Origin of the sequence: Pseudomonas linyingensis (genome assembly GCF_900109175.1) — a bacterium.
Classification (GTDB): domain Bacteria; phylum Pseudomonadota; class Gammaproteobacteria; order Pseudomonadales; family Pseudomonadaceae; genus Geopseudomonas; species Geopseudomonas linyingensis.
Genome location: NZ_FNZE01000003.1, coordinates 120421 through 146002, shown reverse-complemented (window position 1 = coordinate 146002; position 25582 = coordinate 120421). Strand labels below are relative to the sequence as shown.

General features: G+C 70.4%; 16 protein-coding genes and 1 tRNA gene. 4 read left to right on the top strand and 13 right to left on the bottom strand.

What is annotated here, in order from left to right; all coding sequences use genetic code 11:
• Positions 1-78: 78 nt before the first annotated feature.
• Both BMZ19_RS04910 and BMZ19_RS04905 read right to left on the bottom strand, forming a co-directional pair.
• A complete protein-coding gene (locus tag BMZ19_RS04910) occupies positions 79-885 on the bottom strand; it encodes an MOSC domain-containing protein (protein WP_090307735.1) in 807 nt (268 codons plus the stop codon).
• 30 nt (positions 886-915) lie between these two features.
• The gene (locus tag BMZ19_RS04905; RefSeq protein ID WP_090308290.1) at positions 916-1512 is read right to left on the bottom strand and encodes a helix-turn-helix domain-containing protein; all 597 of its coding nucleotides are present in this window, start codon (positions 1510-1512) and stop codon (positions 916-918) included.
• Between the two features lie 109 nt (positions 1513-1621).
• On the opposite strand from BMZ19_RS04905, the gene BMZ19_RS04900 reads away from it, so the two are divergent.
• The gene (locus tag BMZ19_RS04900) at positions 1622-2791 is read left to right on the top strand and encodes a benzoate/H(+) symporter BenE family transporter (RefSeq protein WP_090307732.1); all 1170 of its coding nucleotides are present in this window, start codon (positions 1622-1624) and stop codon (positions 2789-2791) included.
• A 3-nt stretch (positions 2792-2794) separates the two neighbouring features.
• Here BMZ19_RS04900 and uvrB read toward each other — a convergent pair whose 3' ends face one another.
• Positions 2795-4810: an excinuclease ABC subunit UvrB gene (uvrB, locus tag BMZ19_RS04895; RefSeq protein ID WP_090307729.1), complete on the bottom strand. Its 2016-nt coding sequence runs from the start codon at positions 4808-4810 to the stop codon at positions 2795-2797.
• Positions 4811-5034: 224 nt separating this feature from the next.
• Between uvrB and BMZ19_RS04890 the strand changes: the two genes are divergently transcribed.
• Both BMZ19_RS04890 and BMZ19_RS04885 read left to right on the top strand, forming a co-directional pair.
• On the top strand, positions 5035-6231 hold the full coding sequence (locus tag BMZ19_RS04890) for an amino acid aminotransferase (RefSeq protein ID WP_090307727.1): 1197 nt from the start codon (positions 5035-5037) through the stop codon (positions 6229-6231).
• 69 nt (positions 6232-6300) lie between these two features.
• Positions 6301-6376: transfer RNA gene (locus tag BMZ19_RS04885), tRNA-Asn, on the top strand.
• A gap of 75 nt (positions 6377-6451) precedes the next feature.
• Here the strand turns inward: BMZ19_RS04885 and BMZ19_RS04880 are convergent.
• Genes BMZ19_RS04880 through BMZ19_RS04865 form a run of 4 tightly spaced genes read right to left on the bottom strand, consistent with a single transcriptional unit; the run spans position 6452 to position 12251 of the window.
• Positions 6452-7474: an HlyD family secretion protein gene (locus BMZ19_RS04880; RefSeq protein ID WP_090307724.1), complete on the bottom strand. Its 1023-nt coding sequence runs from the start codon at positions 7472-7474 to the stop codon at positions 6452-6454.
• Between the two features lie 9 nt (positions 7475-7483).
• A complete protein-coding gene (locus tag BMZ19_RS04875) occupies positions 7484-9526 on the bottom strand; it encodes a TolC family protein (protein WP_090307721.1) in 2043 nt (680 codons plus the stop codon).
• The gene (locus tag BMZ19_RS04870; RefSeq protein ID WP_090308287.1) at positions 9527-10855 is read right to left on the bottom strand and encodes a glycosyltransferase family 2 protein; all 1329 of its coding nucleotides are present in this window, start codon (positions 10853-10855) and stop codon (positions 9527-9529) included.
• Between the two features lie 4 nt (positions 10856-10859).
• Positions 10860-12251, bottom strand: a complete 1392-nt coding sequence (locus BMZ19_RS04865; protein WP_090307718.1) for a TackOD1 domain-containing metal-binding protein — start codon at positions 12249-12251, stop codon at positions 10860-10862.
• Between the two features lie 159 nt (positions 12252-12410).
• On the opposite strand from BMZ19_RS04865, the gene BMZ19_RS04860 reads away from it, so the two are divergent.
• Positions 12411-12662, top strand: a complete 252-nt coding sequence (locus BMZ19_RS04860) for a hypothetical protein (RefSeq protein ID WP_090307715.1) — start codon at positions 12411-12413, stop codon at positions 12660-12662.
• Between the two features lie 20 nt (positions 12663-12682).
• On the opposite strand, the gene BMZ19_RS04855 is transcribed toward BMZ19_RS04860, so the two are convergent.
• The 6 genes from BMZ19_RS04855 to recC form a co-directional block, all read right to left on the bottom strand.
• Complete coding sequence (locus BMZ19_RS04855) at positions 12683-13579, bottom strand: cation efflux transmembrane domain-containing protein (protein ID WP_090307712.1); 897 nt, start codon at positions 13577-13579, stop codon at positions 12683-12685.
• Positions 13572-15338, bottom strand: coding sequence for an arsenical pump-driving ATPase (arsA, locus tag BMZ19_RS04850; protein ID WP_090307709.1), 1767 nt, complete (start codon positions 15336-15338; stop codon positions 13572-13574). Before arsA ends, BMZ19_RS04855 begins: the two co-directional genes overlap by 8 nt.
• Before the next feature lie 57 nt (positions 15339-15395).
• Positions 15396-16157 (bottom strand): SIR2 family NAD-dependent protein deacylase, encoded by a 762-nt coding sequence (locus BMZ19_RS04845; RefSeq protein WP_090307706.1) that lies wholly within the window; start codon positions 16155-16157, stop codon positions 15396-15398.
• A 140-nt stretch (positions 16158-16297) separates the two neighbouring features.
• Entirely contained in the window at positions 16298-18388 is a 2091-nt protein-coding gene (recD, locus tag BMZ19_RS04840; protein WP_090307702.1) for an exodeoxyribonuclease V subunit alpha, read from the bottom strand.
• Positions 18385-22086 carry an exodeoxyribonuclease V subunit beta gene (gene recB / locus BMZ19_RS04835; protein ID WP_090307699.1) on the bottom strand — a complete coding sequence of 1234 codons (3702 nt, stop codon included), beginning with the start codon at positions 22084-22086 and terminating at the stop codon, positions 18385-18387. Before recB ends, recD begins: the two co-directional genes overlap by 4 nt.
• On the bottom strand, positions 22083-25580 hold the full coding sequence (recC, locus tag BMZ19_RS04830) for an exodeoxyribonuclease V subunit gamma (protein ID WP_090307697.1): 3498 nt from the start codon (positions 25578-25580) through the stop codon (positions 22083-22085). The genes recB and recC overlap by 4 nt, the downstream gene beginning before the upstream one ends.
• Between the last annotated feature and the right edge of the window lie 2 nt (positions 25581-25582).

The following is a 25582-nucleotide window of genomic DNA, read 5'->3' as shown; positions in this document are numbered from 1 at the left end:
CCTTCGACGCACGACTGCAGGGGCGAATTCATTCGCCTTGGCTCGCCATTTTGGCGAATGAATTCGCCCCTACAGCCCCTAATCCAGCAGGACCACCGGCATGCCCACCTCCAGCACGCCCGTACCGCGCTGGATAAGGTTCTGACCGAAGTACACGCCGTCGGCATCGCGCCGGTAGGTCGCCAGCGTCCTCAGCGGCTCGCCGTCGGCCGCGCGCTCTCCGCTGTGCGGATCGAGGGTCGGGATCGCGCAGCGCGAGCAGGGCTTGACCCGCTCGAACTCGACCGCGCCGATGCGCAGTCGCCCCCAGCCATCCTCGGCGTAGGGCTCGGCGCCCTCGACCACCAGGTTGGGGCGAAAGCGCAGCATCTCCAGCGGCCGGCCGACCCGCGCCGCCAGGTCGTCCAGCGACGCCTGACCGATCAGCAGCAGCGGAAAACCGTCGGCAAAGCCCACCTGGTCGCCCACCTGCGCATAGGCGGTGTCGACCTGGCGGGCGCGGCTGGCTGGCACGTGCACCAGCCGGCAGTCGCGATCCAGGAAGGCGCTCAGCCACGCAGCGGCCGCGTCGCCGGCATCCGGCGCCTGCAGACTGTCGCCCCATACCGTCACCCCGCGCAGCGCCTCATCGGCCGGCGGCACCGCCACCGTCAGCGACGCCCGGCCGGCAACGCTCAACTCCAGCGTCGCGCCATCCAGCCAGCACGCGCCGATCTGCGCCATGCGCCCGACCTGACGCTGGGTGAGGAAGCGCCCGCTGGCCGCATCGACCACCATCCAGCGCCGATCGCCGGCCAGGCCGAGGCCGTCGACTGCGGCGCGCTGCAGCATCTCGCCGCCGAGGGATTTGACCGGGAAACGGTAGAGCGCGGAGAGTCGCAGCATGGGTCGCCATCCATATCGGGGAAAAGCGCTTTATAAAGCCCCGGCAGCGGGTCCACAAGGCAGCGGCCGAGTCTGCCGGTAATGGATCAGGTTGTGGAACAGCACCGGTTCACGGCCCGAATTGCGATAGGCGTGCGGCCGATCGGCGGCGAAGCGCAGCCCCTCGCCGCCGGCCAGCGCGTGCCAGCGGCCATCGACGCAGACCTCCAGGCTGCCGCTCACCGGGATCACGTGCTCGGTGACGCCGGCGGCATGCGCCTCCGACTGGTGACAGGCACCGGGCTGCAGCTCGATGACGAAGAACTCGATGCCCAGCGCCGGATCGTAGGGAAACAGCGAGCGCACCTGGATGCTGCCGTCATCGGTCGGCCAGTCGCCGCCGGCACTGCTGCGCAGCAGCACCCCGTCGGCCTGCGGCGCATCCTCCAGCAGCGCGGAAAACGAGATATCGAAGCCCGCGGCGATCTTCCACAGGGTCGCCACCGTCGGGCTCGACTCGCCGCGCTCGATCTGCCCGAGCATCGCCTTGCTCACCCCGGTCGCCTGCGCTGCGCGATCCAGGCTCCAGCCATTGGCCTGGCGCAGGGCGCGCAGGCGCCCGGCAATCCGCCTATTGATATCCGTCATCATCCACCCTCTCCCACCCTTGTGCGCTATAGCGCACAAGGGTAACGTAACCATTATGTGCGCAATAACGCACAGAACTCCCCATCACTCAAGCCCGAGGCTCCTGCCCATGTCCCGCTTCCCGGCCCCCAGCCACGTCAGCGCCGGCCTGATCGCCGTGCTGGTCGGCTTCACCAGCTCGGCGGTGATCATCTTCCAGGCCGCGGCCGCCGCTGGCGCCGATGCCGCCCAGGTCAGCTCCTGGCTGTGGGCGCTGTGTCTGGGTTGCGGGCTGACCAGCATCGGCCTGTCGCTGCGCTACCGTGCGCCGGTGTTCACCGCCTGGTCGACCCCCGGCGCCGCCCTGCTGGCCGGCAGCCTCGGCGGACTGAGCCTGGCCGAGGCGGTTGGCGCCTTCCTGTTCAGCGCGGCGCTGATCACCCTCAGCGGCTTCACCGGTCTGTTCGCCCGCCTGATGCAACGCATCCCCCAGGCACTGGCCGCCGCCTTGCTGGCCGGCGTGCTGCTGCGCTTCGGACTGCAGCTGTTCAGCGCCTTCGAGCAGCAGGCGCTGCTGGTCGGCAGCCTGTTTCTCGCCTACCTGCTGGGCAAGCGCCTGCTGCCGCGCTACGCGATCCTCATCGTCCTGCTGCTGGGCGTCGGCATGGCCTGGCAGCTGGATCTGCTGCACTGGCAACGGGTCGAGCTGGCCATCGCCGAGCCGCAGTTCATCGCCCCGGCATTCAACTGGCAGGCGCTGATTGGCGTCGGCATTCCGCTGTTCGTGGTCACCATGGCCTCGCAGAATCTGCCCGGCGTGGCGGTGCTGCGCACCTGCGGCTACGAGCGGGTACCGGTATCGCCGCTGATCGGCTGGACCGGCCTGGCCAGCCTGCTGCTGGCGCCCTTCGGTGGCTTCGCCATCAATCTGGCAGCGATCACCGCGGCCATCTGCGCCGGCCCTGAGGCCGGGCTGGAACCACAGCGGCGTTACTGGGCGGCGGTGTGCGGCGGCGCCTTCTACCTGCTGATCGGCCTGTTCGGCGCCACCGTGGCCAGCCTGTTCGCCGCCTTCCCGCCGGCCTTGATCCTCGCCATCGCCGGCCTGGCGCTGCTGGTCACCCTGAGCAACAGCCTGGCCGGCGCGCTGCAGGACGTGCGCCAGCGCGAGCCGGCACTGATCACCTTCCTGATCACCGCTTCCGGCCTCAGCCTGTTTGGCGTCGGCGCGGCGTTCTGGGGCCTGGTCGCCGGCGCGCTGGCCAGCGCCATTCTCAATGGCCGGACAGCCCAGCGCTGACGGTCACAACGCCAGCAGCCGCTCGCGCAGCTTCTGGATCTCGTCGCGCAGCTGCGCCGCGGCCTCGAACTCCAGGTCGCGGGCCAGCTGGTACATCTTTTCCTCCATCTGGCGGATGCGCTTGGTGATCTCGCTCGGCGAGCGCAGCTCGGCCTCGTAGCGGGCGCTCTCCTCGGCCGCCTTGGCCGCCGCGCCGCGCTTGCGGCTGCGCGAGCCGGGCACGGTGGCGCCCTCGAGGATGTCCTGCACGTCCTTCTTGACGCCCTTGGGCACGATGCCGTGCTGCTCGTTGAAGGCGATCTGCTTGGCGCGGCGCCGCTCGGTCTCGTCGATGGCGCGCTGCATCGAGCCGGTCATCCGGTCGGCGTAGAGGATCGCGCGGCCTTCGAGGTTGCGCGCGGCGCGGCCAATGGTCTGGATCAGCGAACGCTCGCTGCGCAGGAAACCTTCCTTGTCGGCATCGAGGATCGCCACCAGCGCCACCTCGGGCATGTCCAGGCCCTCGCGCAGCAGGTTGATGCCGACCAGCACGTCGAAGGCACCGATGCGCAGGTCGCGGATGATCTCCACCCGCTCCACGGTGTCGATGTCCGAATGCAGATAGCGCACCCGCACGTCGTGGTCGGACAGGTAGTCGGTGAGATCCTCGGCCATGCGCTTGGTCAGGGTGGTGACCAGCACCCGCTCCTCGGCGGCCGCACACTTGCGGATTTCCGAGAGCAGGTCGTCGACCTGGGTGGTCGCCGGGCGCACCTCGATCTGCGGGTCGACCAGCCCGGTCGGGCGCACCAGCTGCTCGATGACCCGCCCGGCGTGCTCGGCCTCGTAGGGGCCCGGGGTGGCGGAAACGAAGATGGTCTGCGGACTGGCCGCCTCCCATTCCTCGAACTTCATCGGCCGGTTGTCCAGCGCCGAGGGCAGGCGGAAGCCATACTCCACCAGGGTCTCCTTGCGCGAGCGGTCGCCCTTATACATGGCGCCGACCTGCGGCACGGTGACATGCGACTCGTCGATCACCAGCAGCGCATCGTCCGGCAGGTAGTCATAGAGGGTCGGCGGCGGCGCGCCGGGCTCGCGACCGGACAGGTAGCGCGAGTAGTTTTCGATGCCGTTGCAGTAGCCCAGCTCGAGGATCATCTCCAGATCGAAGCGGGTGCGCTGTTCCAGGCGCTGCGCCTCGACCAGCTTGTCGTGGGCGCGCAGGTAGTCCAGGCGCTGCTTGAGTTCGACCTTGATGTTCTCCACCGCCTCCAGCAGCGTCTCGCGCGGGGTGACGTAGTGGCTCTTGGGGTAGAAGGTGAAACGCGGCAGCTTGCGGATCACCTCGCCGGTCAGCGGGTCGAAGGCGGCCAGGCTCTCCACCTCGTCGTCGAACAGCTCGACGCGGATCGCCTCCAGCTCCGACTCGGCCGGATAGATGTCGATCACATCGCCGCGTACCCGGAAGGTGGCGCGGGCGAAGTCCATGTCGTTGCGCGTGTACTGCAGCTCGGCCAGCCGACGCAGCAGTTCGCGCTGGTCGAGTTTGTCGCCGCGGTCGACGTGCAAAACCATCTTCAGGTAGGACTCGGGATCGCCCAGGCCGTAGATCGACGACACCGTGGCGACGATGATCACGTCCGGCCGCTCGAGCAGCGCCTTGGTGGCCGACAGGCGCATCTGCTCAATGTGGTCGTTGATCGAGGCGTCCTTCTCGATGTAGGTATCCGAGGACGGCACGTAGGCTTCGGGCTGGTAGTAGTCGTAGTAGGAGACGAAATACTCCACCGCGTTGTCGGGGAAGAAGCTCCTGAACTCGCCGTACAGCTGCGCCGCCAGGGTCTTGTTGGGCGCCAGCACCAGGGTCGGGCGCTGCACCTTGGCGATCACGTTAGCGACGCTGAAGGTCTTGCCCGAGCCGGTCACGCCGAGCAGGGTCTGGTGCGACAGCCCCGCCTCGAGACCCTCGACCATCTGGCGGATCGCTTCCGGCTGGTCGCCGGCCGGCTTGAAGCGGGTAACAAGGTGGAATCTGGACATGGACGTACCCTGAGAGGACAAACTCCTGCGGCTGACGAGCACTGCAGGCAGGGGCTCGGCCTGGAGCGACACAATGTCGCACCAATGGCCATTTTCGCCGCACCTGCGTATCGCCGCACCGGGATGGTGCTGTCTATAATATCGCCCCGTTTGCGTAACCCCCTAGCCGCAATGACGGCAGGGTGTTGCATCGCCTCCCACCCTCATTCTCCGAGCTGCCGCACATGAGTCTGTTCTCCGCCGTCGAAATGGCTCCCCGCGACCCCATCCTGGGCCTCAACGAAGCCTTCAATGCCGACACCCGTCAGGGCAAGGTCAATCTGGGCGTGGGCGTCTACTACAACGAAGAAGGCCGCATTCCGCTGCTGCGCGCCGTGATCGAAGCCGAGAAGGCCCGCCTGACCGCCCAGTCGCCGCGCGGTTATCTGCCGATCGAAGGCATCGCCGCCTATGACAGCGCCGTGCAAAAACTGCTGTTCGGTGCCGACTCCGCCCTGCTGGCCGAAGGCCGCGTGGTCACCACCCAGTCGCTCGGCGGCACCGGCGCGCTGAAGACCGGCGCAGACTTCCTCAAGCGCCTGATGCCCGACGCCGTGGTGGCGATCAGCAACCCGAGCTGGGAAAACCACCGCGCGCTGTTCGAGTCTGCCGGCTTCCCGGTGCAGAACTACAGCTACTACGACGCCGCCAGCCAGGGCGTGAACCTCGCCGGCATGCTCTCCGACCTGCGCGCCCTGCCGGCCAAGTCGATCATCGTGCTGCACGCCTGCTGCCACAACCCGACCGGCGTCGACCTGTCTTCCAGCGACTGGAAGCAGGTGCTGGAGGTGGTGCGCGAGCGCAACCACGTACCGTTCCTCGACATCGCCTACCAGGGCTTCGGCGACGGCATCGCCGAAGACGCCGAAGCGGTGCGCCTGTTCGCCGACTCCGGCCTGCAGTTCTTCGTCTCCAGCTCCTTCTCCAAGTCGTTCTCGCTGTACGGCGAGCGCGTCGGCGCGCTGTCCATCGTCACCGCCTCCAAGGAAGAAGCCGGCCGCGTGCTGTCGCAGGTCAAGCGGGTGATCCGCACCAACTACTCCAACCCGCCGACCCACGGCGCCAGCGTGGTCGCCGCAGTGCTCAACAGCCCCGAGCTGCGCGCCCTCTGGGAAGAGGAACTGGGCGAGATGCGCCAGCGCATCAAGCAGCTGCGCAACGGCATGGTCGAGCAGCTGGCCGCCCTCGGCGCCAAGCGCGACTTCGGCTTCGTCAATGACCAGCGCGGCATGTTCTCCTACTCCGGCCTGACCAGCGATCAGGTCGAGCGCCTGAAGAACGAGTTCGGCATCTACGCCGTCGGCACCGGGCGCATCTGCGTCGCCGCGCTGAACAGCAAGAACCTCGAGGTGGTCACCCGCGCCATCGTCGAAGTGCTCTGAGACAGAATCGAGAAGTCAGCCTCAAGGGGTTGACTTCTCCTTCTTAATCAGTAACATACGCATCGTTGTTCCGCGATAGCTCAGTCGGTAGAGCAAATGACTGTTAATCATTGGGTCCCTGGTTCGAGTCCAGGTCGCGGAGCCAGAATTCAAAGCCCCAGGTGAAAGCCTGGGGCTTTTTTGTTGCCTGTCGATTTTTCGCCAAGGGCTGCGCCCCGACTCACTCTCCCAAGCCGAAAGCCCGCCGCCAGTCGCGCGCGAAACGCGCCTGCAAGCCCAGGCGGTCCATGCGCCAGCGCTCCGGCCAGGGCTCCAGCGACTCCACCAGCACCAGCAGGGTGCGGGCCGCCGAACCGAACGGCGGCTGCAGCTCGGCGGGCACCTGCGCGGTGTCGCGCACCTGGCGCACCACCCGCGCCGCCCGCGACGAACCGTCCGGCAGGCGCAGGGTCAGCGCCTGCCCGGGGCTGGCGTAGGCGGCATGCCGCGCCGGCAGATAGACCCAGATCTGTGCCGGCAGCTGGCGCTCCAGGCTCAGCAGCGGCAGGCCCGGCGCCACGCTCTCCCCCGCCGCCACCGCGACATCCAGCACCCGCCCATCCTCCGGCGCGCGTACCTCAAGGGCGGCCAGCCGCCGTTCGAGCCACTGCCGCTCCAGTCGACGCTGCCCGAACTCGGCCGGCTCCGTGCGCAGCAGGCGCTGCTCGAACTGCAGCAGATCGTGCCGGCGTGCCGCTCGCTCGACCTCGGCCTGGAACACCTCGCCGCGGGTCGCCGCCGCCAGGGTGTACAGGCGGCGTACCTCGGCCAGGCGGCGCTCGGCCAGCGCCAGCACCTCCTCCAGCACTTGCCGCTCGCGCACCGGCAGCTCGCCGCCGGCAGGGGCTGTACCAGCGGGCTCCGCCAGCAGCGCCAGGCGCTCTCGCCACTGCGGATTGTCCAGGCGCAGCAGCACTTCGCCGGCCGCCACGAGCTGCCCCGGCGCCACCAGCACCTCGCTGATCTGCGCGGTCTCGAACGCCCGCAGCTGCAGCATGGGCACATGCAGCCGCGCGGCTGCCTCGATGCGCAGCGCGGACCACAACCACTGGCCACCGAGCCAGAGCAGCGGGCTGGCGACCAGCAGCAGGATCAGGTACCAGCGCAAACGGAACGCCAGACGCTTGCCCGGCGCATAGAGCACCTGCAGCCCCTGTTCCTCGGTCGGACGACTTTCCTTGGGACTGTCGAAGCGGATCTTCATGGCGGCGCCTCAACGGGGTGGATAGTGCTGCCAGGCCTGCCAGTCGATGCCGCCCAGCGCGGCCGACTGCAGTTGCCGTTGCCATTGCCTTGCCTGGCGCTGCAGTGCGTCGCGACTGTGGCCGGCCAGACTTTCGCTCGCCGGCAGCTGCGGCTCGATGCTCTGCGCCAGGCGAAAGCGCAGCGCCGGCCAGCGCCGGGCGATCTCGCCGGCCAGGGCGGCGCTGCGCTCGGTGTTGGCGGTGTAAATCATCAGGCTCACCTGGTGCACGCCCAGCCCCGGCAAGGCACAGGGCACGCAGGGGACGCCTGCGTCGGCGGCGAACCAGCGGGGATGGCTGGACAGCTCCAGCGGCCACGGACTGCTGCGCACCGCCAGGGCCAGAGTGTCCAGCCAGTCGCGCAGGCGCTGCTCGGGCACCGGCCAGCCGAGCTGTTCCACCTCCAGATCCAGGTGCAGGCCGGCGAAGGGCAGATCGGCCAGCCGCTGCAGCAGGTCGGCCAGTTGCGCTCGCTGCGCCGGCAGCAGCCAGCCGGGCTCGCCGAGCAGCAGCAGCGGCTCCAGATCCGCGTCACGGGCCTCCCGCAGCAGGGCCTGCAGCGCCCCGCGCAACTCGGGCAGGCGCGCCACCTGCGCCGCGCTCAGGCCAAGGTACAACCGCCGCATGCCGGCCTCGCGCAACGCGCGCAGCTCGCCCGGCCGGCGCCGCGCGTCGAGCAGGGCGCGACTGTCCCAGATGTACACGCCCTGGCTCCAGTCGCCGCCCGGCTGCCAGCGCTCGTCCACGCCGCCCAGCAGGGCCGCGTCGGCATCGTCGGCGAACACCCGCAAGGCCGCCTCGCCGAGCCACAGCGCATGCCAGGCCGCGACCTGCTGCAGGGCCGCCTCGTGCACGTCCAGCTCGGCCTCCTGGCGCCGCGCCACGCCGGCCTCGCCTTCCAGGGCGCCGCGCAGCCGGCGCTCGGTATCGCGCCGGCGGGCGACCTCCAGCTCCGCGCGCTGTCGGCGCAGGTCTTCCAGCGCCCGCTGGTAACTGCGCAGGGCCGCCGCCAGGACGCGACGAAGACCGTGGCGCTCGTCCTCCAGTGCCGCCTCGGCGGCCCGGTAGCGCGCCTCGCCTTCACGGCGCCGGGCATCGCCGTAGTCGAACACGTCGAAGGGCGCAGAGACGTCCAGGCTGGCGACCCAGTCGCCGCCCGACTGATCCGTGCTGCTGCGCCGTTCGAAGTCGCGGCTCAGGCTGATGCTCGACTCCAGTAGCGCATACCAGGGCAGCTCCCGCTGCCGGCCGGCCTCGGCCAGACGGCTCTGTCGCTCGATCACCCGCGGATGGCGTTCCAGACTCTGCAGCCAGGCCGGCAAGGGTTGCGGCCGGCTGGCCAGCGGCTCGGCCATGGCCGTGCTCGCCAGCGGAATGTCCCGCCCGGCCAGCTCGGCCAGCCACTCGACGGCCTGCGCCTGGCTGTCGCCCACCGTGGCGCAGCGGCGCTGCAGGCCTTGCCAGCGGCTGCGCAGCCCGTCGGCCTCGGACGGCAGCATCCAGCCCTGGCCACGGCGCACCTGCAACATCCGTAGCGCCGCCGCTGCGGCCTCGGTCAGCGGCTGGCAGACGCGCCGTTCCTCCTGGGCCCGCCACCAGTCGGCATAGGCGCTGCGCACCTCCAGGCGCTGCTGAGCCTGCAGCAGGGCCAGGCGCAGACGCTGGCGCTCCTGCTCGTGCAGACCGGCCTGCACGAGCGCCAGCCGCCGCTGCAGGCTGCCGAGCAGCGGGTGACGCACGCCGAGGGCCAGGTTGCGGCCGTAGTAGTCGTCGCGCTGCTCGGTTTCGCCCAGCTCGTGGTAGCTGCCGGCCGTGGCCGAGCCGAACAGCTGCCAGCTGGCTTCGGCCCGGCGCTGCTCGATGGCGGCGCCCTGCGCTGCCAGTTCGGCGACGGCGAGGCGCTCGGCGGGAGCAGGCGGCAAGCCGAGCAGCAGGCTGTCCAGCGCCAGGGGCGCGGCCTGCAGCGAGCCGGCCAGGCCCAGCGCCGCCAGTGCGAGCGATGATCGCGACATTCAGAACCTTTTGCCCTTTTTCAGCACCCACCACGGCGCCATGCCGCTTTCCTCGTGGCCGCGGCGCAGCATCTCGTTGAGTATGGCCACGGCACTCCAGCAACGCATGCCCAGCATGCACAGCGGGAACAGCAGGATCACGGGGGCCAGCTTGAGGTCCTCGCGCGGGCGCTCGGAAACCGCCAGCAGCAGCACGCCGTAGAGCAGCAGGGTGACGCCCAGATAGACCAGATAGATCAGCGCGCCCAGACTCAGCAGCTGCGGCCAGGGCAGCACCAGCAGGCCGATCAGGCAGTAGCCGAGGATGATGAGGGGCAGCGCCAGCTGGAAGAGCAGGCCGGTGAGCAGCGTCATCAGGAAGTTCGGCCAGCCGAGCAGACGCGGCGCGATGCTGTGGCGGTGCTTGCGGATGTAGAGGAAGTACAGATCGCCATCCCAGCGCAGGCGCTGCAGCAGCAGCTGGCGCAGGCCGACCGGCACATCGGTATGCCCCACGGCCGCCGGCTCGAAGGGAATGCGCAGAGCCGCGCGACCGAAGTAGCTCTTGATCCGCAGGGTGATGTCGAGGTCCTCCGCGGTATGGGTGTCCCAGCCGCCGATCTTGTCGAGGAAGCTGCGGCGAAAGGCGCCAAAGGCGCCGGAGACGTTGTTCACCAGGTTCCACTCGCCCAGGCCGATCTTGGCCATGTGGATCGACAGCAGGTATTCCAGCGCCTGCACCGCCGTCACCCAGGAGGCGAACACGTTGCGCACCCGCAGGCTGCCGGCCACCGCTGGCACCTGCGGGTCGGCGAAGTGACGCACCATGGCCACCACCATGTCGTTGTCGAAGGAGGTGTCGCCATCCAGCGCCATGACGACTTCCCCCGAGCAATGGGCCAGCCCGGCATTCAGCGAGGACACCCGGCCGCCGCGCTGCCACTTGGCGATCGGCCGCAGGTGGCGGCGCGGATACAGCAGCGGGTCGACGCGAAACTCACGGATCGCGCGCAGGGTCTCGCGGTTGACCGCCGCACCGTCGACCACCGGGATCATCTCGATCTCCCCCGCGTAGACCTGCTCGCACAGGCTCTGCAGGGTCTTGCGCACATCCGGCCCCTCGCTGTAGCAGGTCACGATGCACGACACCCGTGGCCGGTAAGCGCTGGCGAACGGGCGCTGGAAGCGCTGGCGGGCGAACCAGCGCAGCACGCCGAGCAGGATCAGTAGGTTCAGCGGCACCTCGAACAGCAGGAAGGCCGGCAGCAGTGCAACCAGCAGCGCCGCCCCGCCGTCCTCGCGAGCCAGTTCGAGCGGCAGGGCGGCCAGCAGGGTGGCGAGGGCGTCCATCGGCTCAGGCCAGCTCGCCGGCCAGGCGCGCCAGCAGCAGCGCTCCATCTTCCTGCTCGAGCAGGTCCTGCGGCGCGGTAAAGCCCACCGTGCGCAGCTCGATGCCATGGGCGGCGGTTTCGGTAACCAGCTCGCTGGCCCTGGCGAGGCGCTGGCGGAGCCTGGCCAGACCCTGTGCGTCGGTATGCGGCAGCAGCAGCCAGAACAGATCCTCGCTGGCGCGGGTGCAACGGTCGGTTTCGCGCACCATTTCCAGCAGGCGCTCCACCAGGTTGTCGATCAAGGCATGGGCGCGCAACTCGCCCAGGGCGCCCAAGGTTTCGCTCAGGTTGCGCAGGCGCACCCCCAGCAGCGAGAAGGATGGACTGCCGTAGCGCCGGACCAGCTCGATCTGCCAACTGAGCAGCTCGGCGAACTCCTGCCCGCCGCGCAGATTGAGGCGAAACAGCGCCAGATCCGCCTGGCTGCCGTTGCCCAGGCGGCAGCGCAGGCGCCCGGCGTCGGTCAGCCGGTAGTGGCGCACCTCGCGCACCCGCAGCTTGTCCGGGGTCTGGATCTGGCCGCAGTCCAGGCAGCGCGCCTCGACACGCGCATCGACGAAGAACGCATGGCACTGGCGGCAGCCGTAGTTTTCCATCGGCCGGTCGTAGTCGCTGCCGATATGGCGCAGGCGGCTCAGGCAGTTGGGGCAGAGCAGAACCCCCTCCTTGACGAACTGCTCCTGCGGGCCGACATGACCGCAGGTGAAGCAGTGCAGCGACGGCTGGCGGGCGATGTCGAGGGCGCCGCATTCGGGGCACACATCCACATAGTTGATGCGACCCGAGCCGCAATGGCTGCACAGGCGCAGGCGATCGACCAGCTCGCCGGCCTGCAACCAGCCCTGCTGCACCATCAGCTGCAACCAGACGAAATCGTTGACCGCCTCCTCCCCCGCCAGCACTTCCAGCAGCGGGTAGCGGTAATGCTGGGCCACCGACGTATCGCGCAGTGCCCGGATCTCGCCGGGCGAACGCAGCCACAGCCACGCCAGCACCCGGCTGTCGAAACGCTCAGGCGCCGTGCCGCGGTTGAACAGCGAGAAGCGACCCCGCCACAGCCGCCAGTGCGCGACCAGAGCATCCGCCTCGGCCGGCGGCCCGCCGTCGCCCAGAGCCAGACACCAGGCATCCTGGTCGCGGCAGCAGTAGATCGGCACGAAGCGGCAGGCCTCGCTGCGCCGCAGACGCAGCAGAAGCTGGCCGGCCTGCGGCCCGGGATGGTCGAGCAGCACCACATCCCAGGGCGCACCAGCCAGCAGCGCATCGGGATCGCCGAAATGGTGAAGGTTCGAGTAGGGCGGCGCCCTGCCACCGGGCGCCGCCAGCACCGCAATTCGGGGAGTGGTGGCCGACATGCCTGGCTCCGCTGTGGCCGCGTGCGAGTGCTGTCAGCGTAGACCAGCCGGCCGCTGGCCGTGCCCCGGGTACGGCGCCAGCCTGCGCCGCGCCGAATCTGGCCTAAGGTTGTAGCTACGGCCAAACGGCCAGGCGGACCTCAGAGAAGGAGCAGCAACATGGCCATTCGAACGCTCAAGAAATCCTTGGGCCACACCGGCGATGCGCAGGACGAGTGGGAACAGATCACCGATGGCTGCATCGTGGTCAGCTACAACACCGTGCGTGCCAACGCCGATGTCAGTTGGCGCCCCTACGCCAAGGAGGACGACTGGCAGGATCTGCCCTATGTGTCCGCCGACCTGCCCGGCAGCGACGAGAAGATCATCGAGTTCGTGCTGGACTACCTCGACCTGAACGAGGAAGACTGACGACTTCACGGTGGCCTGTCTCAGCCCTTGAGCGCCAGAATGCGCCGCGCACCATCGAGCACCAGCAGGCCGACCACGCTGCCGATCAGCAGATCCGGATACGGCGAGCCGGTCCAGGCCACTAGCGCACCGGCGACGATCACCCCGAGGTTGGCCAGCACGTCGTTCGCCGAGAAGATCCAGCTGGCACGCATGTGCGCGCCGCCATCGCGATGGCCGGAGATCAGCCACAGGCAGGCGACGTTGGCGACCAGCGCCAGCAGGCCGATGCCGATCATCGACAGCGACTGCGGCTCGCTGCCGTAGAAGAAGCGCCGGCCGACCTCGACCAGCGCTCCCAGGGCCAGAATCAGCTGCAGCACCCCGGCGAAGTGCGCCGCCCGTACCTGCCACGCCAGCGCACGGCCGACCGCGAACAGTGCCACGCCGTACACCGCGGCGTCGGCGAACATGTCCAGCGAGTCGGCGATCAGTCCGGTGGACTGCGCCAGCCAGCCGCTGCCCAGCTCGACCACGAACATCAGTGCATTGATCGCCAGCAACCACTTGAGCACGCCGGCCTGCCGGCTGCTCTGCTCGGAGTCCCGGCGTTGTTGCTGCTCGAGCGCGGCGCCATGCACCGCTTCGCTGGACTCCAGGCGCGCCCCCAGCCCCAGGCTTTCCAGGCGCGCGGCGATCGGCGCGATCTCGCCGTCATGGAACACCTGCAGGCGCCGGCCAGGCAGATCGAAGGCCAGCGCCGCCACTTCCGCCAGCGGTTCCAGAGCCAGACGGATCATGCGTTCCTCGGCTGCGCAGTCCATCTTCGGGACCAGGAAATGGCTAACCCGGCCGGCCTCGCCCGTCTCGACCGCCGGGCTGGCGGACGCCGCCCCGCCGCTGCAACTACAAACACAGCTGCCCTTGCACTCAGTCATCGATGGCCCCCTCGGCCAGTTGCAGCAGGCGCTGCACGCCCACCGGCTCCTGCTCCAGCAGCGGCACCACCGCATAGCGCCGGGCATGGCGGTTGGCCACCGCCTCGATCTCGCCCAGCTCGTTGCGGGCGCGCTGGCGCAGCAGTAGCGAGCGCGGGCGGGCGGCGGCGACGCTGTTGTTGATCACCCAGGCCCAGGGCTCGATGCCCGCGCGGCGCAGGTCGGCCTGCAGGTTGGCGGCCTCCAGCACCGGCGTGGTCTCCGCCAAGGTCACCAGCAGCACCTTGGTCTGCTTAGGATCCTGCAGCTGCATCATCGGCGTGGAGAAGCGCATGGCGCTGCCCTCCATCTGCCGGGCGATCTCGCGGTGGTAGGCGCCGGTGGCGTCCAGCAGCAGCAGGGTATGGCCGGTCGGCGCGGTGTCCATCACCACGAACCTGCGCCCGGCCTCGCGGATCACCCGGGAGAAGGCCTGGAACACGGCGATCTCCTCGGTGCACGGCGAGCGCAGGTCTTCCTCCAGCAGCGCGCGGCCCTCGGCATCCAGCCTGGCGCCCTTGCTCGCCATCACGTGCTGACGGTAGCTCTCGGTGACGGTGTGCGGGTCGATGCGGCTCACAGTGAGGTTGTCCAGCGTGCCGTCGAGGGTTTCCGCCAGGTGCGCGGCGGGATCGGAGGTGGTCAGGTGCACCGGCAGGCCACGGTGGGCCAGCGCCACAGCCACGGCGGCGGCCAGGGTGGTCTTGCCCACCCCGCCCTTGCCCATCAGCATCACCAAGCCGTGGCCGTCGGCGGCGATGGCATCGACCAGGCTCGCCAGGCTGGGTGCCTCCAGCATGTCCGCCTGCTCGACCACCCGGGTCGCCGGCATCGGCGTTTCGTCGAGCAACTGGCGCAGGGCGTCGAGACCGACCAGGTTGAACGGCTTGAGTGGCAGCTGGTCGCAGGGTAGCGCGCGCAGCACCTCGGGCATGCTAGCCAGCGCCGCCGCTTCGCGATCGCACAGAGCCGCGGCCAACTCGTCGCCGTCGGCCTCGCTGCACGGCAGCACGCCGTTGATCACCAGGTACTGCTGGCACAGGCCGATGGCCGCCAGCTCCTCGTGGGTGCGCGCCACCTCGCGCAGGGTGGCCTGCTGGGCGCGGGCCACCAGCACCAGGCGGGTGCGCTCGGGATCGGCCAGTGCCGCCACTGCCTCGCGGTACTGCTCGCGCTGCTTGTCCAGCCCGGCCAGCGGACCGAGACAGGAGGCATCGCCCTTGCCGGCCTCAAGGAAGCCGCTCCAGGCGCCTGGCAATTGCAGCAGGCGGATGGTGTGCCCGGTCGGCGCGGTGTCGAAGATGATGTGCTCGTAGGCGGCGGTCAGGCTGGGGTCGACCAGCAGCGCGGTGAACTCGTCGAAGGCGGCGATCTCGGTGGTGCAGGCGCCGGACAGCTGCTCCTCCATGCCGCGCACCTGGTCCGCAGGCAACGTATCGCGTGCCGGGCCTACGATGCGCTCGCGATACAGCTGGGCAGCGGCCTGCGGGTCGATCTCCAGAGCCGCGAGATTCGCAACTGCCGGCACCGGGGTGATGCGGTTGCCGATGGCGATGCCGAACACTTGGCCGACGTTGGAGGCCGGGTCGGTGCTGACCAGCAGCACCCGCCGCCCGCTCTCGGCGAGACGGATGGCGGTGGCGCAGGCGATCGAGGTCTTGCCCACCCCGCCCTTGCCGGTGAAGAACAGGAAGCGCGGCGCTTGCTTGAGAAATTCCATCCGGGGTCTCCCGAGTTCAACAATCGACAGGCGCTACGGTCTGCCGGTTTCCATGGCTCACTGCCATCCTGCCCGCTGCAGCAGCGCAGGCACAAGCTCGCCCGCCGGCCCCACCAGGGAATGCTCGCGGGGACTGTTCGGGGCAAAGGCCTGCTGGTTGATATGGGCAACCACCGCGCCGCTGTCCAGCGCCAGCTGCGGCACATGCGCCGCCGGATAGACCACGCCCGAGGTGCCGATGGACAGCAGCAGATCGCAGGACTCGGCCGCAGCGAAGGCCTGCTGCAGGGCCTGCTCCGGGAGCATCTCGCCGAACCAGACCACTCCCGGGCGCACCGGGCCGCCGCACTGCAGGCAGCGCGGCGGCTCGATGCGCCGCCCCTTGGCCGGCTCCTGCGGATCGGCGGCCAGCCGGGTGAAGGGCCGCTGGCAGTCGAAGCAGCGCGGCTGGTGCAGGCTGCCGTGCAGGTGGATGACCGCCGGGCTGCCGGCCCGCTCGTGCAGGTCGTCGACGTTCTGGGTGACCAGGGTCAGCTGCGGCACATGCCGGGCCAGTTCGGCGATGGCCAGATGCGCCGGATTGGGCCGGGCCTTGAGCACCTGGGCGCGGCGCCATTCGTACCAGCCCCAGACCAGCGCCGGATCGCGCCGAAAGGCCGCCGCCGTGGCCAGCTCGCCCGGATCGAAGCGCTGCCACAGGCCGCTCAGCGCATCGCGAAAGGTGGGGATGCCGCTTTCCGCCGAGACGCCGGCGCCGGTGAATACCACCAGGTGCCGGGCGCGGCGCAGGGCGTCGGCTACTATCTGCAAGTCACTCATCGATACCACTCCTTCCGACCATACGCACGCAACTCACCCTGTGGGAGACGCGACCTCGCGGCGATGCGGGCCGCAGGCCCGCCCGAAGAGCAAGAGCATCGCCCCGGGGTCGGGCCTCCCACAAGAGCGACGGCCGACCCTCAACGCCCGCCCAGCAAGCCCTCCAGCAAGCCGCTGCGCCGCTCCACCTTGCGCCGCACCGCCTCGTCGAACACCCCGCCGCGGCTCTCGATCAGGCTGAACCAGTTCCGCGCGCGGGTGATGCCGGTGTAGACCAGCTCCTTGGTCAGCACCGGGTTGAGGCTGTCGGGCAGGATCAGCGCGGTGTGGGCGAACTCCGAGCCCTGCGACTTGTGCACGGTCATGGCGAACACAGTTTCCACCGCACTCAACCGGCTGGGCAGGATGAAGCGCAGACCACCCGAGCCATCGTTGCGCGGGAACACCACGCGCAGCACGGTACGCGGCGGCTGGTCCGGCGCGTCGGCCGGCTCGGGCAGGCGCAGGGCGATGCCAATGTCGCCGTTCATCAGGCCTAGGCTGTAGTCGTTGCGGGTCACCAGCACCGGACGGCCCTCGTACCAGCCCTGGTCGCCTTCCAGCAGGCCGCGCCGATGCAGGGCGGCGGCGATGCGCGGATTGAGGCCTTCCACGCCCCACGGCCCCTTGCGCACGGCGCAGAGCAGCTGAAACGCGTCGAAGGCCTTGAGCACCCCGCCGGCCCAGTCCTGCCACCGCTGATTGTCGGGCGGGCAATCGCCAGCCGGACGCGAGTCACGCAGCACGGCCAGGTAATGGGCATAGCCCTGCGGCTGGCCGGCCTCCGTCGCCGGCAGGCCGTCGAGCAGCAGGCGCTCCAGCGCCGCATCCTGCTCGCCGCGCAGGCGCAGCACCTGCAGGTCGCTGCCGCCGGCGGCGAGGATCGCCCGCGCCTCGGCGGCAGCGCCGGCGTTCACCGCGCGGGCCAGCCGGCCGATGCCCGAGCCGCTGCCGAAGCGCCGCGAATGACGCAGCATCACTGTCTGCTGGGCCAGCGGCTGGCGCGCCGCCGCCCCTTCGCGCAGGGCCGGGTCGGCGAGGATCTCGCCGCTGACCTGCTCCAGCCAGCCACGGGTGTCGGGACTGTACAAGCCGGCCTCGGCGTCGCGGCACAGGTCGCCGAGCAGCGCGCCGGCCTCCACCGAGGCCAACTGGTCCTTGTCGCCGAGCAGGATCAGCCGGGCGTGGCGCGGCAGGGCGGCGAGCAGGCAGGCCATCATTTCCAGGTCGATCATCGACGCCTCGTCCACCACCAGCACGTCGAGCGGCAGCAGGTTGCCGGCGTGATGGCGGAAGTGGCGGCTGTCCGGCAGGCTGCCGAGCAGGCGGTGCAGGGTAGTCACCTCGCTGGGAATCGCCTTCTTCACCCCGTCGTCCACCTCCAGCGAGGCCACCTGGGCGCCGATGGATTCGGTCAGCCGCGCGGCGGCCTTGCCGGTCGGCGCGGCGAGACGGATGCGCAGCGGCTGGCCAGCGGCCAGCGCCGGTTCCTGCAGCAGCGCCAGCAGGCGCACCACCGTGGTGGTCTTGCCGGTGCCGGGACCGCCGGTGATCAGGCTGAAGCTGCCGCGCGCGGCCAGCGCGCAGGCGACCTTCTGCCAGTCGGTCTGGCGCTCGCCGTCCACCGTCAGTGCTGTGGGGAACAGCTTGGCCAGCCGCTCCGAGAGCTGCGCCGGCACCACCGAAGGATCGCCCAGGCGCGCGGCGATAGCGGCGGCCACCGCCCGCTCGTAGCTCCAGTAGCGGCGCAGGTATAGACGTCCGCCGCACAGCACCAGCGGCGCCTCGTCCTGCGTGTCCGCGCCGGCCACCAGGCGACTGGCCTGCAGCGCCGCCAGCCAGGGCGCCAGCTCCAGGCCGGCGAGCACCTCGGAGGGCAGCAGGGTGGCGCGCGCCGCGTCCTCGCCTTCCGGCGGCAGCGACAGGGCGAAGTCCGGATTGGCCAGGGTCGCCGCCAGATCGAGGCAGACATGGCCGTGGCCGAGCTGGTGGCTGGCCAGCGCGGCGGCCAGCAGGGTCAGCGGCGGGCTGGTGTCGTCCAGTTCGAGCAGGAAGCCTGCCAGCGCGCGGTCCAGCGCGCGCAGCCAGCCCTTCTCGACCCAGGCATCGAGCAGCCCAAGCAGGCGGCTGCAGTCATGCAGTTCGGCCGACGGGGCGGCTGCCGCCGTCAACAGGGACAGTTGTTCGCTCATGCCACGGCCTCCGCTTGTATTTCCCTGGATAGTTCCCCTTTGAACAGCGCATCCAGCGCCTCGATCAGCTGGCGCGGCGGACGGGCATGGTGGATGCCCAGCCCCGCCGCGCGGCTGCCGCGCAGGAACAGGTAGAGCGCGCCGCCGACGTGGCGGTCGTAGTCGTAGTCCGCCAGGCGCAGCTTGAGCTGGCGGTGCAGCGCCAGCAGGTAGAGCACGTACTGCAGGTCGTAGCGATGGCTGGCGACCGTCGCCTCCATCGCCTCGGGCGTGTAGGCGCTGTCGTCGTCGCCCAGCCAGTTGGACTTGTAGTCGACCACGTAGTAGCGCCCGCCGTGTTCGAACACCAGGTCGATGAAGCCCTTGAACATGCCGTTGAGCGTGTCGCGCAGCAGCGCCGGGCGCGCCAGGCCGGGCAGCACCTGGCGTTGCACCAGCGCGTCGATGCGCCGCACGTCGACGTCGCGCGCCTCGAACCAGAACTCCAGTTCCGGCTGGTAGGTGGTCAGTTCGGCAAGGGCGACACTGCCGCCCTCGCCCAGCGCCAGCGGCGTGCTCAGCAGGTCCAGCAGCCAGTCGCCCAGCGGCGCGATCCACTCGGTCATGCCGCGCAGCTGGCAGCGCCGGGCGATCTGGTCGCGCAGCCGCGCGGGCTGGGCGGCCAGCGCGGCGAAGCCTTCGCGGCCGGCCAGCTCGAGCAGGCCGTGGAGGAAGGTGCCGGGGTTGGGGCCGCGCGGGAAGCGGTGCAGGCTCGGCACGTCGCCCGCACGCAGCGGCACGAACACGTTCTCGCGCTCGTCGTCGGCGGCCTTCTGCGCCGCCGGGCTGTCCGGCGCGGCATCGTCGAAACGGCTCGGCGTGGCGACCTCCTCGATCTCGCCGGTGCGCAGGGCGCTGTACGAGGCGATCCACCAGTGCTCGGCAGCCTTGCGCGCCGGGGTACGCCAGTGCAGCTGCGCCTGCTCGGGGCTCGGCGCCTGGAACCGCTGCGCGCTCGGCTCAGGCGCGGCCAGCACCGCGCACTGCCCGGCCACCGCCAGCGGCTCCAGCCACTGGGCCAGCGCGGGACTGGCCTCCAGCGCCGCGCCGCCGCCGAGCAGGTAGCCCAGCGCCGATTCGTGCAGGCGCGACTTCTTGCCGTTGCCGATCTTCAGGTCGGCGATACCCAGCCAGCAGGCATGCCGCGCGCGGGTCAGCGCCACGTAGAGCAGACGCAGCTCCTCGCCGAGGCGCTCGCGGTCGGCACGCTGCAGGGTGTCGGCGTCGGCGGCCAGCACCAGCCGGCGGCGCTCGCCGTCGTGCACATGCACTGGCTTGCCGCCGTCCACCGGACGGAAGGCGCAGATGAACGGCAGGAACACCAGCGGATACTCGAGGCCCTTGGACTTGTGGATGGTCACCACCCGCACCAGCGCCTCGTCGCTTTCCAGACGCAGCACCTGCTCCTCGGCGGCCTGGATCTCGCCGGCCAGCAGCTCGGCAAGATGGCGCAGCAGCGCCTGCTCGCCGTCCAGCTCGGCAGCGGCCTGCTGCAGCAGTTCGGCGAGATGCAGCAGGTTGGTCAGCGCCCGCTCGCCGTCGGGGCGGCTCATCAGCGCCTGCGGCAGCTGGAAGTCGTGGAGCAGCTGGCGCAGCATCGGCAGCACGCCCTGGCGCTGCCAGCGCTGGCGATAGCCGCGGAACTGCATGACCCGCCGCTCCCAGATGCGCTCGTCCTGGTTGAGCTGCTCCAGCTCGGCCAGCTCGAGGCCGAGGGTGCGGCTGGCCAGCGCGGCACGCAGCGGGCGGTCGACGTCCGGCTCGGCGCAGGCGCGCAGCCACAACAGCAGGTCGCGCGCCTCCTGGCTGGCGAACACCGAGTCCTTGTCCGACAGGTAGACGCTGCGCACCCCGCGCGCGGCCAGCTGGCTGCGTATCGCCTCGGCTTCCTTGAAGTCGCGCACCAGCACGGCGATGTCGCCGGGGCGCAGCGGCTGGAACGCCTCCGGCCCGGCGAAACCGGCGCGGCCCTGCTGGCCGAGGTCGAGCAGGCGGGCGATCTCCCCAGCGGCGCGCTCGGCCAGCTGCTGGCGGTAGGTCCCGCCGGCCAGCGGCTCCTCGCTGGCCAGCTGCCAGATATTGAGCGCCGGCTGCTCGCTGCCCTCGACCTGCCAGACCTCCTTGCGCCCCTGCGCCAGCACCGCGTGGAACGGCAGCGGGTTGCCGCCCAGCGGGTTGTCCGCGCCTTCGCGGAACAGGAAGGCACCGCGGCCGAGCGGACGCTGCTCGGCCAGCTGGAACACCCGGTTGACCGCCGCCACCATCGCATGGCTTGAGCGGAAGTTGGTGTCCAGGTCGTAGTGGCGGCCGTCGGTCGCGCGCCGCGCCCGCAGGTAGGTGTGGATGTCGGCGCCGCGGAAGGCGTAGATCGCCTGTTTGGGGTCGCCGATCATGAACAGCCCGCAGTCGGCGCGGTTGTCCGCCACCGTGTAGATGCGGTCGAAGATGCGGTACTGCTGCGGGTCGGTGTCCTGGAACTCGTCGATCAGCGCCACCGGGAACTGCGCGCGGATCACCTCGGCCAGGCGCTCGCCGTTGTCGCCCTGCAGCGCGGCATCCAGGCGGCTGAGCATGTCGTCGAAGCCCATCTCGGCGCGCCGGCGCTTCTCCGCCTCGAAGCGCTCGCACACCCAGGCGGCGGCGTGGCGCTGGGCCGGCTCGTCGGGACCGGCCAGTCGCCTGAGGGCGGCCTGCAGGTCGCTCATGGCGTCCAGCGCCGGGTGCCGGGGCGGCTCGCCCTTCTTCCAGGCCTCGAACAGGCCGTCCGGGGTCAGGCGGGTGAAACCGGTGCCGAGGTCCAGCGCCGCCTCCTCGCCGCTCCCCCATTCGCGCAGCTTGGCGAACCATGGCTGGTAATAACGCGCCTGGATCTTGCGTCCGTCCACCTGCTTGGCGGCCACCGCAGCGTCGAGCAGCTGCTCCAGCTCGTCGGCCCAGGTCGCCCACGGCGCCTTCAGCTCGGCCAGCCCGCGCGCCTGCTCGGCCAGGGACTGCTCGAGCAGCGCGCCCAGCGCCTCGCGCGGCGCCGCGCCCGGCTCGCCGAGCAGCGGGCGCACCTTGTGCTTGAGCAGCTGGTCCGGGTGCTGCCAGTTGTCGATCACCCACTGCAGCGCCACGCCGCTCAGCGGGTAGCACTGCTGGCGCCAGTAATCGCGCACCACCTCCGCCATCAGCTCGCCGTGGTCGGTTTCCAGGCTTTGGGTGAACAGGCTGCCACTGTCGAAGGCGTGCTCGCGCAGCATGCGCTGGCACCAGCCGTGGATGGTCGACACTGCCGCCTCGTCCATCCACTGCGCGGCGATGTCCAGGCGCCGCGCGCAGGCCGGCCACTGATCGGCGCCGAAATCGGTGCGCAACTGCTGAAGCAGGCCGTCGCCCGGCTCTTCGGCGCGAAATACCCTGGCCGCCTCGACCAGCCGGGCGCGGATGCGGTCGCGCAGCTCGCGGGTGGCGGCGTCGGTGAAGGTCACCACGAGGATTTCCGGCGGCAGCAGCTCGCGACTGAAGCCCTCCGCGCCGCCGTGGCCGAGCACCAGACGCAGGTACAGGGCGGAGATGGTAAAGGTCTTGCCGGTGCCGGCGCTGGCCTCGATCAGCCGGCTGCCGTGCAGCGGGAAGCGCAGCGCCAGCGGGCGCCCGTTGCTGGTCGACTGGCTCATGCGGCGTCCTCCTGTTGGTCCTTCAATACCTCGAAACTGCAGGCCAGCAGCGACTGGTAGAGGTCGTGGCTCCATGCGTAGAACTCGCCGTCGGCGACCAGGGCGGCGAAGTTCGGGTACTGGCGCGCCAGGCTGGCGCTGCCCTGCACTTCGCCGCCGTGGTTGTAGTCGCCTTCGTAGGTCTTGCGCGCGGCCTCCTCGGCCTTCGCCTCGTCCTCCGCGCCGTCGCCACCAGAACTCAGCCAGGCGATGGCGGTCTTCAGCGCCACCGGCAGCGGCGCCTCCAGGCCGGCGCGCCAGCCTTCCAGCCACTGGCGCAGGATCTTTTGCGCCGCTTCGCGCTCGAGCGGAGCGAAGGCGAGGCTGACGTCCTCGCCGACCAGCAGACTGCTCAGCGGCAGACCGCAGGCGCTGGCCGCCACATGGCTGACCCAGGGTCGCAGCAGGCGGTGCCACTTCCAGCTCTTGCCCTGCGCGAGGGCGCCGGGCAGCAGTTCGATGTGCGCCAGCAGCGTCTCGCCGTCGCGGCTGCGCAGGCCGCCGAGCCAGCCCTGCAGGTCGATGCCGGCATGCTGGAACTGCAGCGGCTTGGGCGACTCCAGCCGCTCGGGCCACAGTGCGCAGAGCGCCTGGAAGCGCTGCAGCTGCACCGGCAGCTTGTCGACGATCTGCTCGCGCAGGCGCTCGCCGAAGCCGGCCAGCGGCAGCCAGCCACTGCGTTGCAGACGCAGCGCGGCGGCCTGCAGCGCCGGCTCGACCTGCGCCGGGTCGGCGTCGAGGGCGCGGCTGCCGGCGGCCAGCAGCTCCTGCTGAAGCTGGAAGCGCTGCAGGCCGTCGAGGCCGAACGGTTCCTCATCCAGCTGGGCTTGGACGTCCTCGTCGAGGTGGACCTTGAGGCGCTGGGTGAAGAAGTGCTTGACCGGGTCGCGCAGGAAATTCTGCAGGCTCTCCGGGGTCAGCTCGGCGTCCGCCTGGAACGGTGGCAAGGCGCCCGCCGCCCTGGCCGGCGCCTGGCGGTGCAGCGCCGCCCACTCGCGGGCGTAGCTGAACAGCCCCTCCTCGCCGGCGAAGTAGCGGCGGCTGAATGGCTGCAGCGGGTGCTCGGTGGTCAGCGCCTTCAACAAGGGCGGCGTTTTGTCCTCCGGATTTTTCGTCCAGGCTGGATGCCCAGGCACCAGCGTCCAGCCGCTGGCCAGATGGTCGCGCAGCTGGCCGAGCAGCACCGAGGCCGGACGCTCGCTGTTGTCGCGGATGCTGCGTCCCACCCAGCTGACGTACAGCTGCTCGCGGGCGGCGAGCAGCGCCTCGAGCAGCAGGTAGCGGTCGTCCTCGCGGCGCGAGCGGTCGCCGGGGCGGTAGTCGCCGGCCATCAGGTCGAAGTCCAGCGGCGTCACGCTGCGCGGGTAGTCGCCGTCGTTCATGCCGAGCAGGCAGACCACGCGGAACGGGATGGCGCGCATCGGCATCAGGGTGCAGAAGTTCACCGCGCCGGCGAGGAAGCGCTGGCTGAGGCGACCCTGGTCCAGGGTGCCGAGCCAGGCCTCGCGCACCACGGTGAGCGGCAGCGGCTCGTCGAGCGCGACGCCGGCGCACAGCTCCAGCCAGTCTTCCAGCGCCTCGACCAGCTGGCCAAGCAGGGTTTCGTCGCGCTCGTTCTGCGCCACGAAGAAGTCGCCGAGCATGGCGTGCAGGGTCGCGTCCCACGCGGCGGGAGCGGCAGGCTGCGCCAGGCGCCGGTGCAGGGTGTCCAGCGCATCGAGGAGCTGCACCAGCGGGCCGATCAGCGCGGCGTCCAGGCCGCCGATCTCGTCGTAGGGCTCGATGCCGGCGCAGGCCGCGCCGCTGCCCACCGCGTAGCCGAGCAGCATGCGGCGCAGACCGAAGCGCCAGGTGTTCTGCTCCAGGCCGTCCGGCAGGCCCAGCGCGGCGCGGCGTTCGGCGTCCAGTCCCCAGCGGATGCCGGCTCCCTCGATCCAGCGGTGCAGGGTCGGCAGCTCGCTCTCGTCGATTTTGAAGCGGGCGCGCAGCGCCGGCACGTCGAGCAGGTCGAGCACCTCGCTGACGGTCAGGCGCCCTTCCGGTAGCTTGAGCAGGTGCTCGACGGCGATCAGCAGCGGCTCGCAGCCGCGCTGGCCCTGGTCGGCCAGGGTGAAGGGAATCCAGCGCGGATCGTCCTGCGCGTACTGGCCGAACACCGCCTGGATGTGCGGCGCGTAGGCGTTGACGTCCGGCACCATGACGATCACGTCGCGCGGGCGCAGCTCGGCATCGGCGGAAAAGCGCGCCAGCAGCTGGTCGTGGAGGATCTCCACCTCGCGCTGGGCGCTGTGGGCGATGTGGAAGCGCAGCGACTGGTCGGCGTTAGGATCGAGCGGCGGCCACTGCTCACGGGTTTCCGCCAGCGGGCGCAGGTCGAGGATGTCGCTCTGCAGCTGGCCGAGCAGATGGCTGGTGTCGCCCTCGCCGAACAGGTCGATGCGCTGGCCGAAGGCGGCGAAGCGCTCGCGGTACACCGCCGGGTCATCGTGCATGTCGAGCAGGTTGATGTAGTCGCGGCCCTGCTTGCCCCAGGCGGCCAGCAGCGGATGGGCGTGCTGGTGCAGCTCGTCGTCGTGGATGCCGGCCGGCAGGCCGTGCTTGCGCTGCTGGCGGCGGTATTCGTGGCGCAGCAGGTCCTTGTCGGCGACGATGTCGCCCCAGTGGTGCTGGCAGGGGTTGTGCACGCAGAGCAGCACCTGGCTGAAGCGCGCCAGGGCGGCCAGCGCCTCGAGAGTCTGCGCCGGCAGCGAGGAGATGCCGAAGACGATCACCCGCCGCGGCAGGCCCTGGGGCCTTTCGTCCACGTTGCGCAGGTGCGCGACGAAGCGCGGATGCACGCCGGCGCGGCTCTCGGCCAGCTGCTCGCGACCGACGTCCTCGAGCAGCGCACGCCACAGCTCCGGCTGCCAGCGCACCGCGGCGTCCAGCGACTTCACCTCGCCGCGCGCGTTGCGCAGCTGGTCCAGCCCGGCGGCCCAGTCGGCCAACCAGTCGGCGCGGTACACCTGGTACTGGTCGAACAGGTCGGCGAGGCGCTCGGCGAGCTGGTGGCGCTTGCGCAGGTCGCGGTCGTCGGCCAGGAAGCGGCTCAGCGGGGCGAACGCCTCGCCGGCCAGCAAGCCGGGCAGCAGGCGCATCAGCCGCCAGGTCAGCGGCGCCTTGTCCAGCGGCGACTCCAGCGGAATGCTGTCGCTGCCGAGCACTGCACGGTAGGTCTGCCAGAGAAAGCGCGCCGGCAGCTCGACCTGGAGCGCTGCGGCGATGCCGCAGCTGTCCTGGCCGGCCAGCGCCAGCTTCAGCCACTGGGCGATGCCGTTGCTCTGCACCAGCACCAGCTCGTTCTCCAGCGGCGCCAGCGGATGGCTGTGCATCCACGCCACCGCCAGCTCGCGCAGCTCCTCCAGGCGGTTGCCGTGCACCACCATGAATCCGGGCGTCAGCTCGTTGTCCTGCATGT

What these genes read in the sequence shown, in the direction of transcription:
- BMZ19_RS04910 (WP_090307735.1), bottom strand. Translation starts at nt 885, where the DNA reads ATGCTGCGACTCTCCGCGCTCTACCGTTTCCCGGTCAAATCCCTCGGC.
- BMZ19_RS04905 (WP_090308290.1), bottom strand. Translation starts at nt 1,512, where the DNA reads ATGACGGATATCAATAGGCGGATTGCCGGGCGCCTGCGCGCCCTGCGC.
- BMZ19_RS04900 (WP_090307732.1), top strand. Translation starts at nt 1,622, where the DNA reads ATGTCCCGCTTCCCGGCCCCCAGCCACGTCAGCGCCGGCCTGATCGCC.
- uvrB (WP_090307729.1), bottom strand. Translation starts at nt 4,810, where the DNA reads ATGTCCAGATTCCACCTTGTTACCCGCTTCAAGCCGGCCGGCGACCAG.
- BMZ19_RS04890 (WP_090307727.1), top strand. Translation starts at nt 5,035, where the DNA reads ATGAGTCTGTTCTCCGCCGTCGAAATGGCTCCCCGCGACCCCATCCTG.
- BMZ19_RS04880 (WP_090307724.1), bottom strand. Translation starts at nt 7,474, where the DNA reads ATGAAGATCCGCTTCGACAGTCCCAAGGAAAGTCGTCCGACCGAGGAA.
- BMZ19_RS04875 (WP_090307721.1), bottom strand. Translation starts at nt 9,526, where the DNA reads ATGTCGCGATCATCGCTCGCACTGGCGGCGCTGGGCCTGGCCGGCTCG.
- BMZ19_RS04870 (WP_090308287.1), bottom strand. Translation starts at nt 10,855, where the DNA reads ATGGACGCCCTCGCCACCCTGCTGGCCGCCCTGCCGCTCGAACTGGCT.
- BMZ19_RS04865 (WP_090307718.1), bottom strand. Translation starts at nt 12,251, where the DNA reads ATGTCGGCCACCACTCCCCGAATTGCGGTGCTGGCGGCGCCCGGTGGC.
- BMZ19_RS04860 (WP_090307715.1), top strand. Translation starts at nt 12,411, where the DNA reads ATGGCCATTCGAACGCTCAAGAAATCCTTGGGCCACACCGGCGATGCG.
- BMZ19_RS04855 (WP_090307712.1), bottom strand. Translation starts at nt 13,579, where the DNA reads ATGACTGAGTGCAAGGGCAGCTGTGTTTGTAGTTGCAGCGGCGGGGCG.
- arsA (WP_090307709.1), bottom strand. Translation starts at nt 15,338, where the DNA reads ATGGAATTTCTCAAGCAAGCGCCGCGCTTCCTGTTCTTCACCGGCAAG.
- BMZ19_RS04845 (WP_090307706.1), bottom strand. Translation starts at nt 16,157, where the DNA reads ATGAGTGACTTGCAGATAGTAGCCGACGCCCTGCGCCGCGCCCGGCAC.
- recD (WP_090307702.1), bottom strand. Translation starts at nt 18,388, where the DNA reads ATGAGCGAACAACTGTCCCTGTTGACGGCGGCAGCCGCCCCGTCGGCC.
- recB (WP_090307699.1), bottom strand. Translation starts at nt 22,086, where the DNA reads ATGAGCCAGTCGACCAGCAACGGGCGCCCGCTGGCGCTGCGCTTCCCG.
- recC (WP_090307697.1), bottom strand. Translation starts at nt 25,580, where the DNA reads ATGCAGGACAACGAGCTGACGCCCGGATTCATGGTGGTGCACGGCAAC.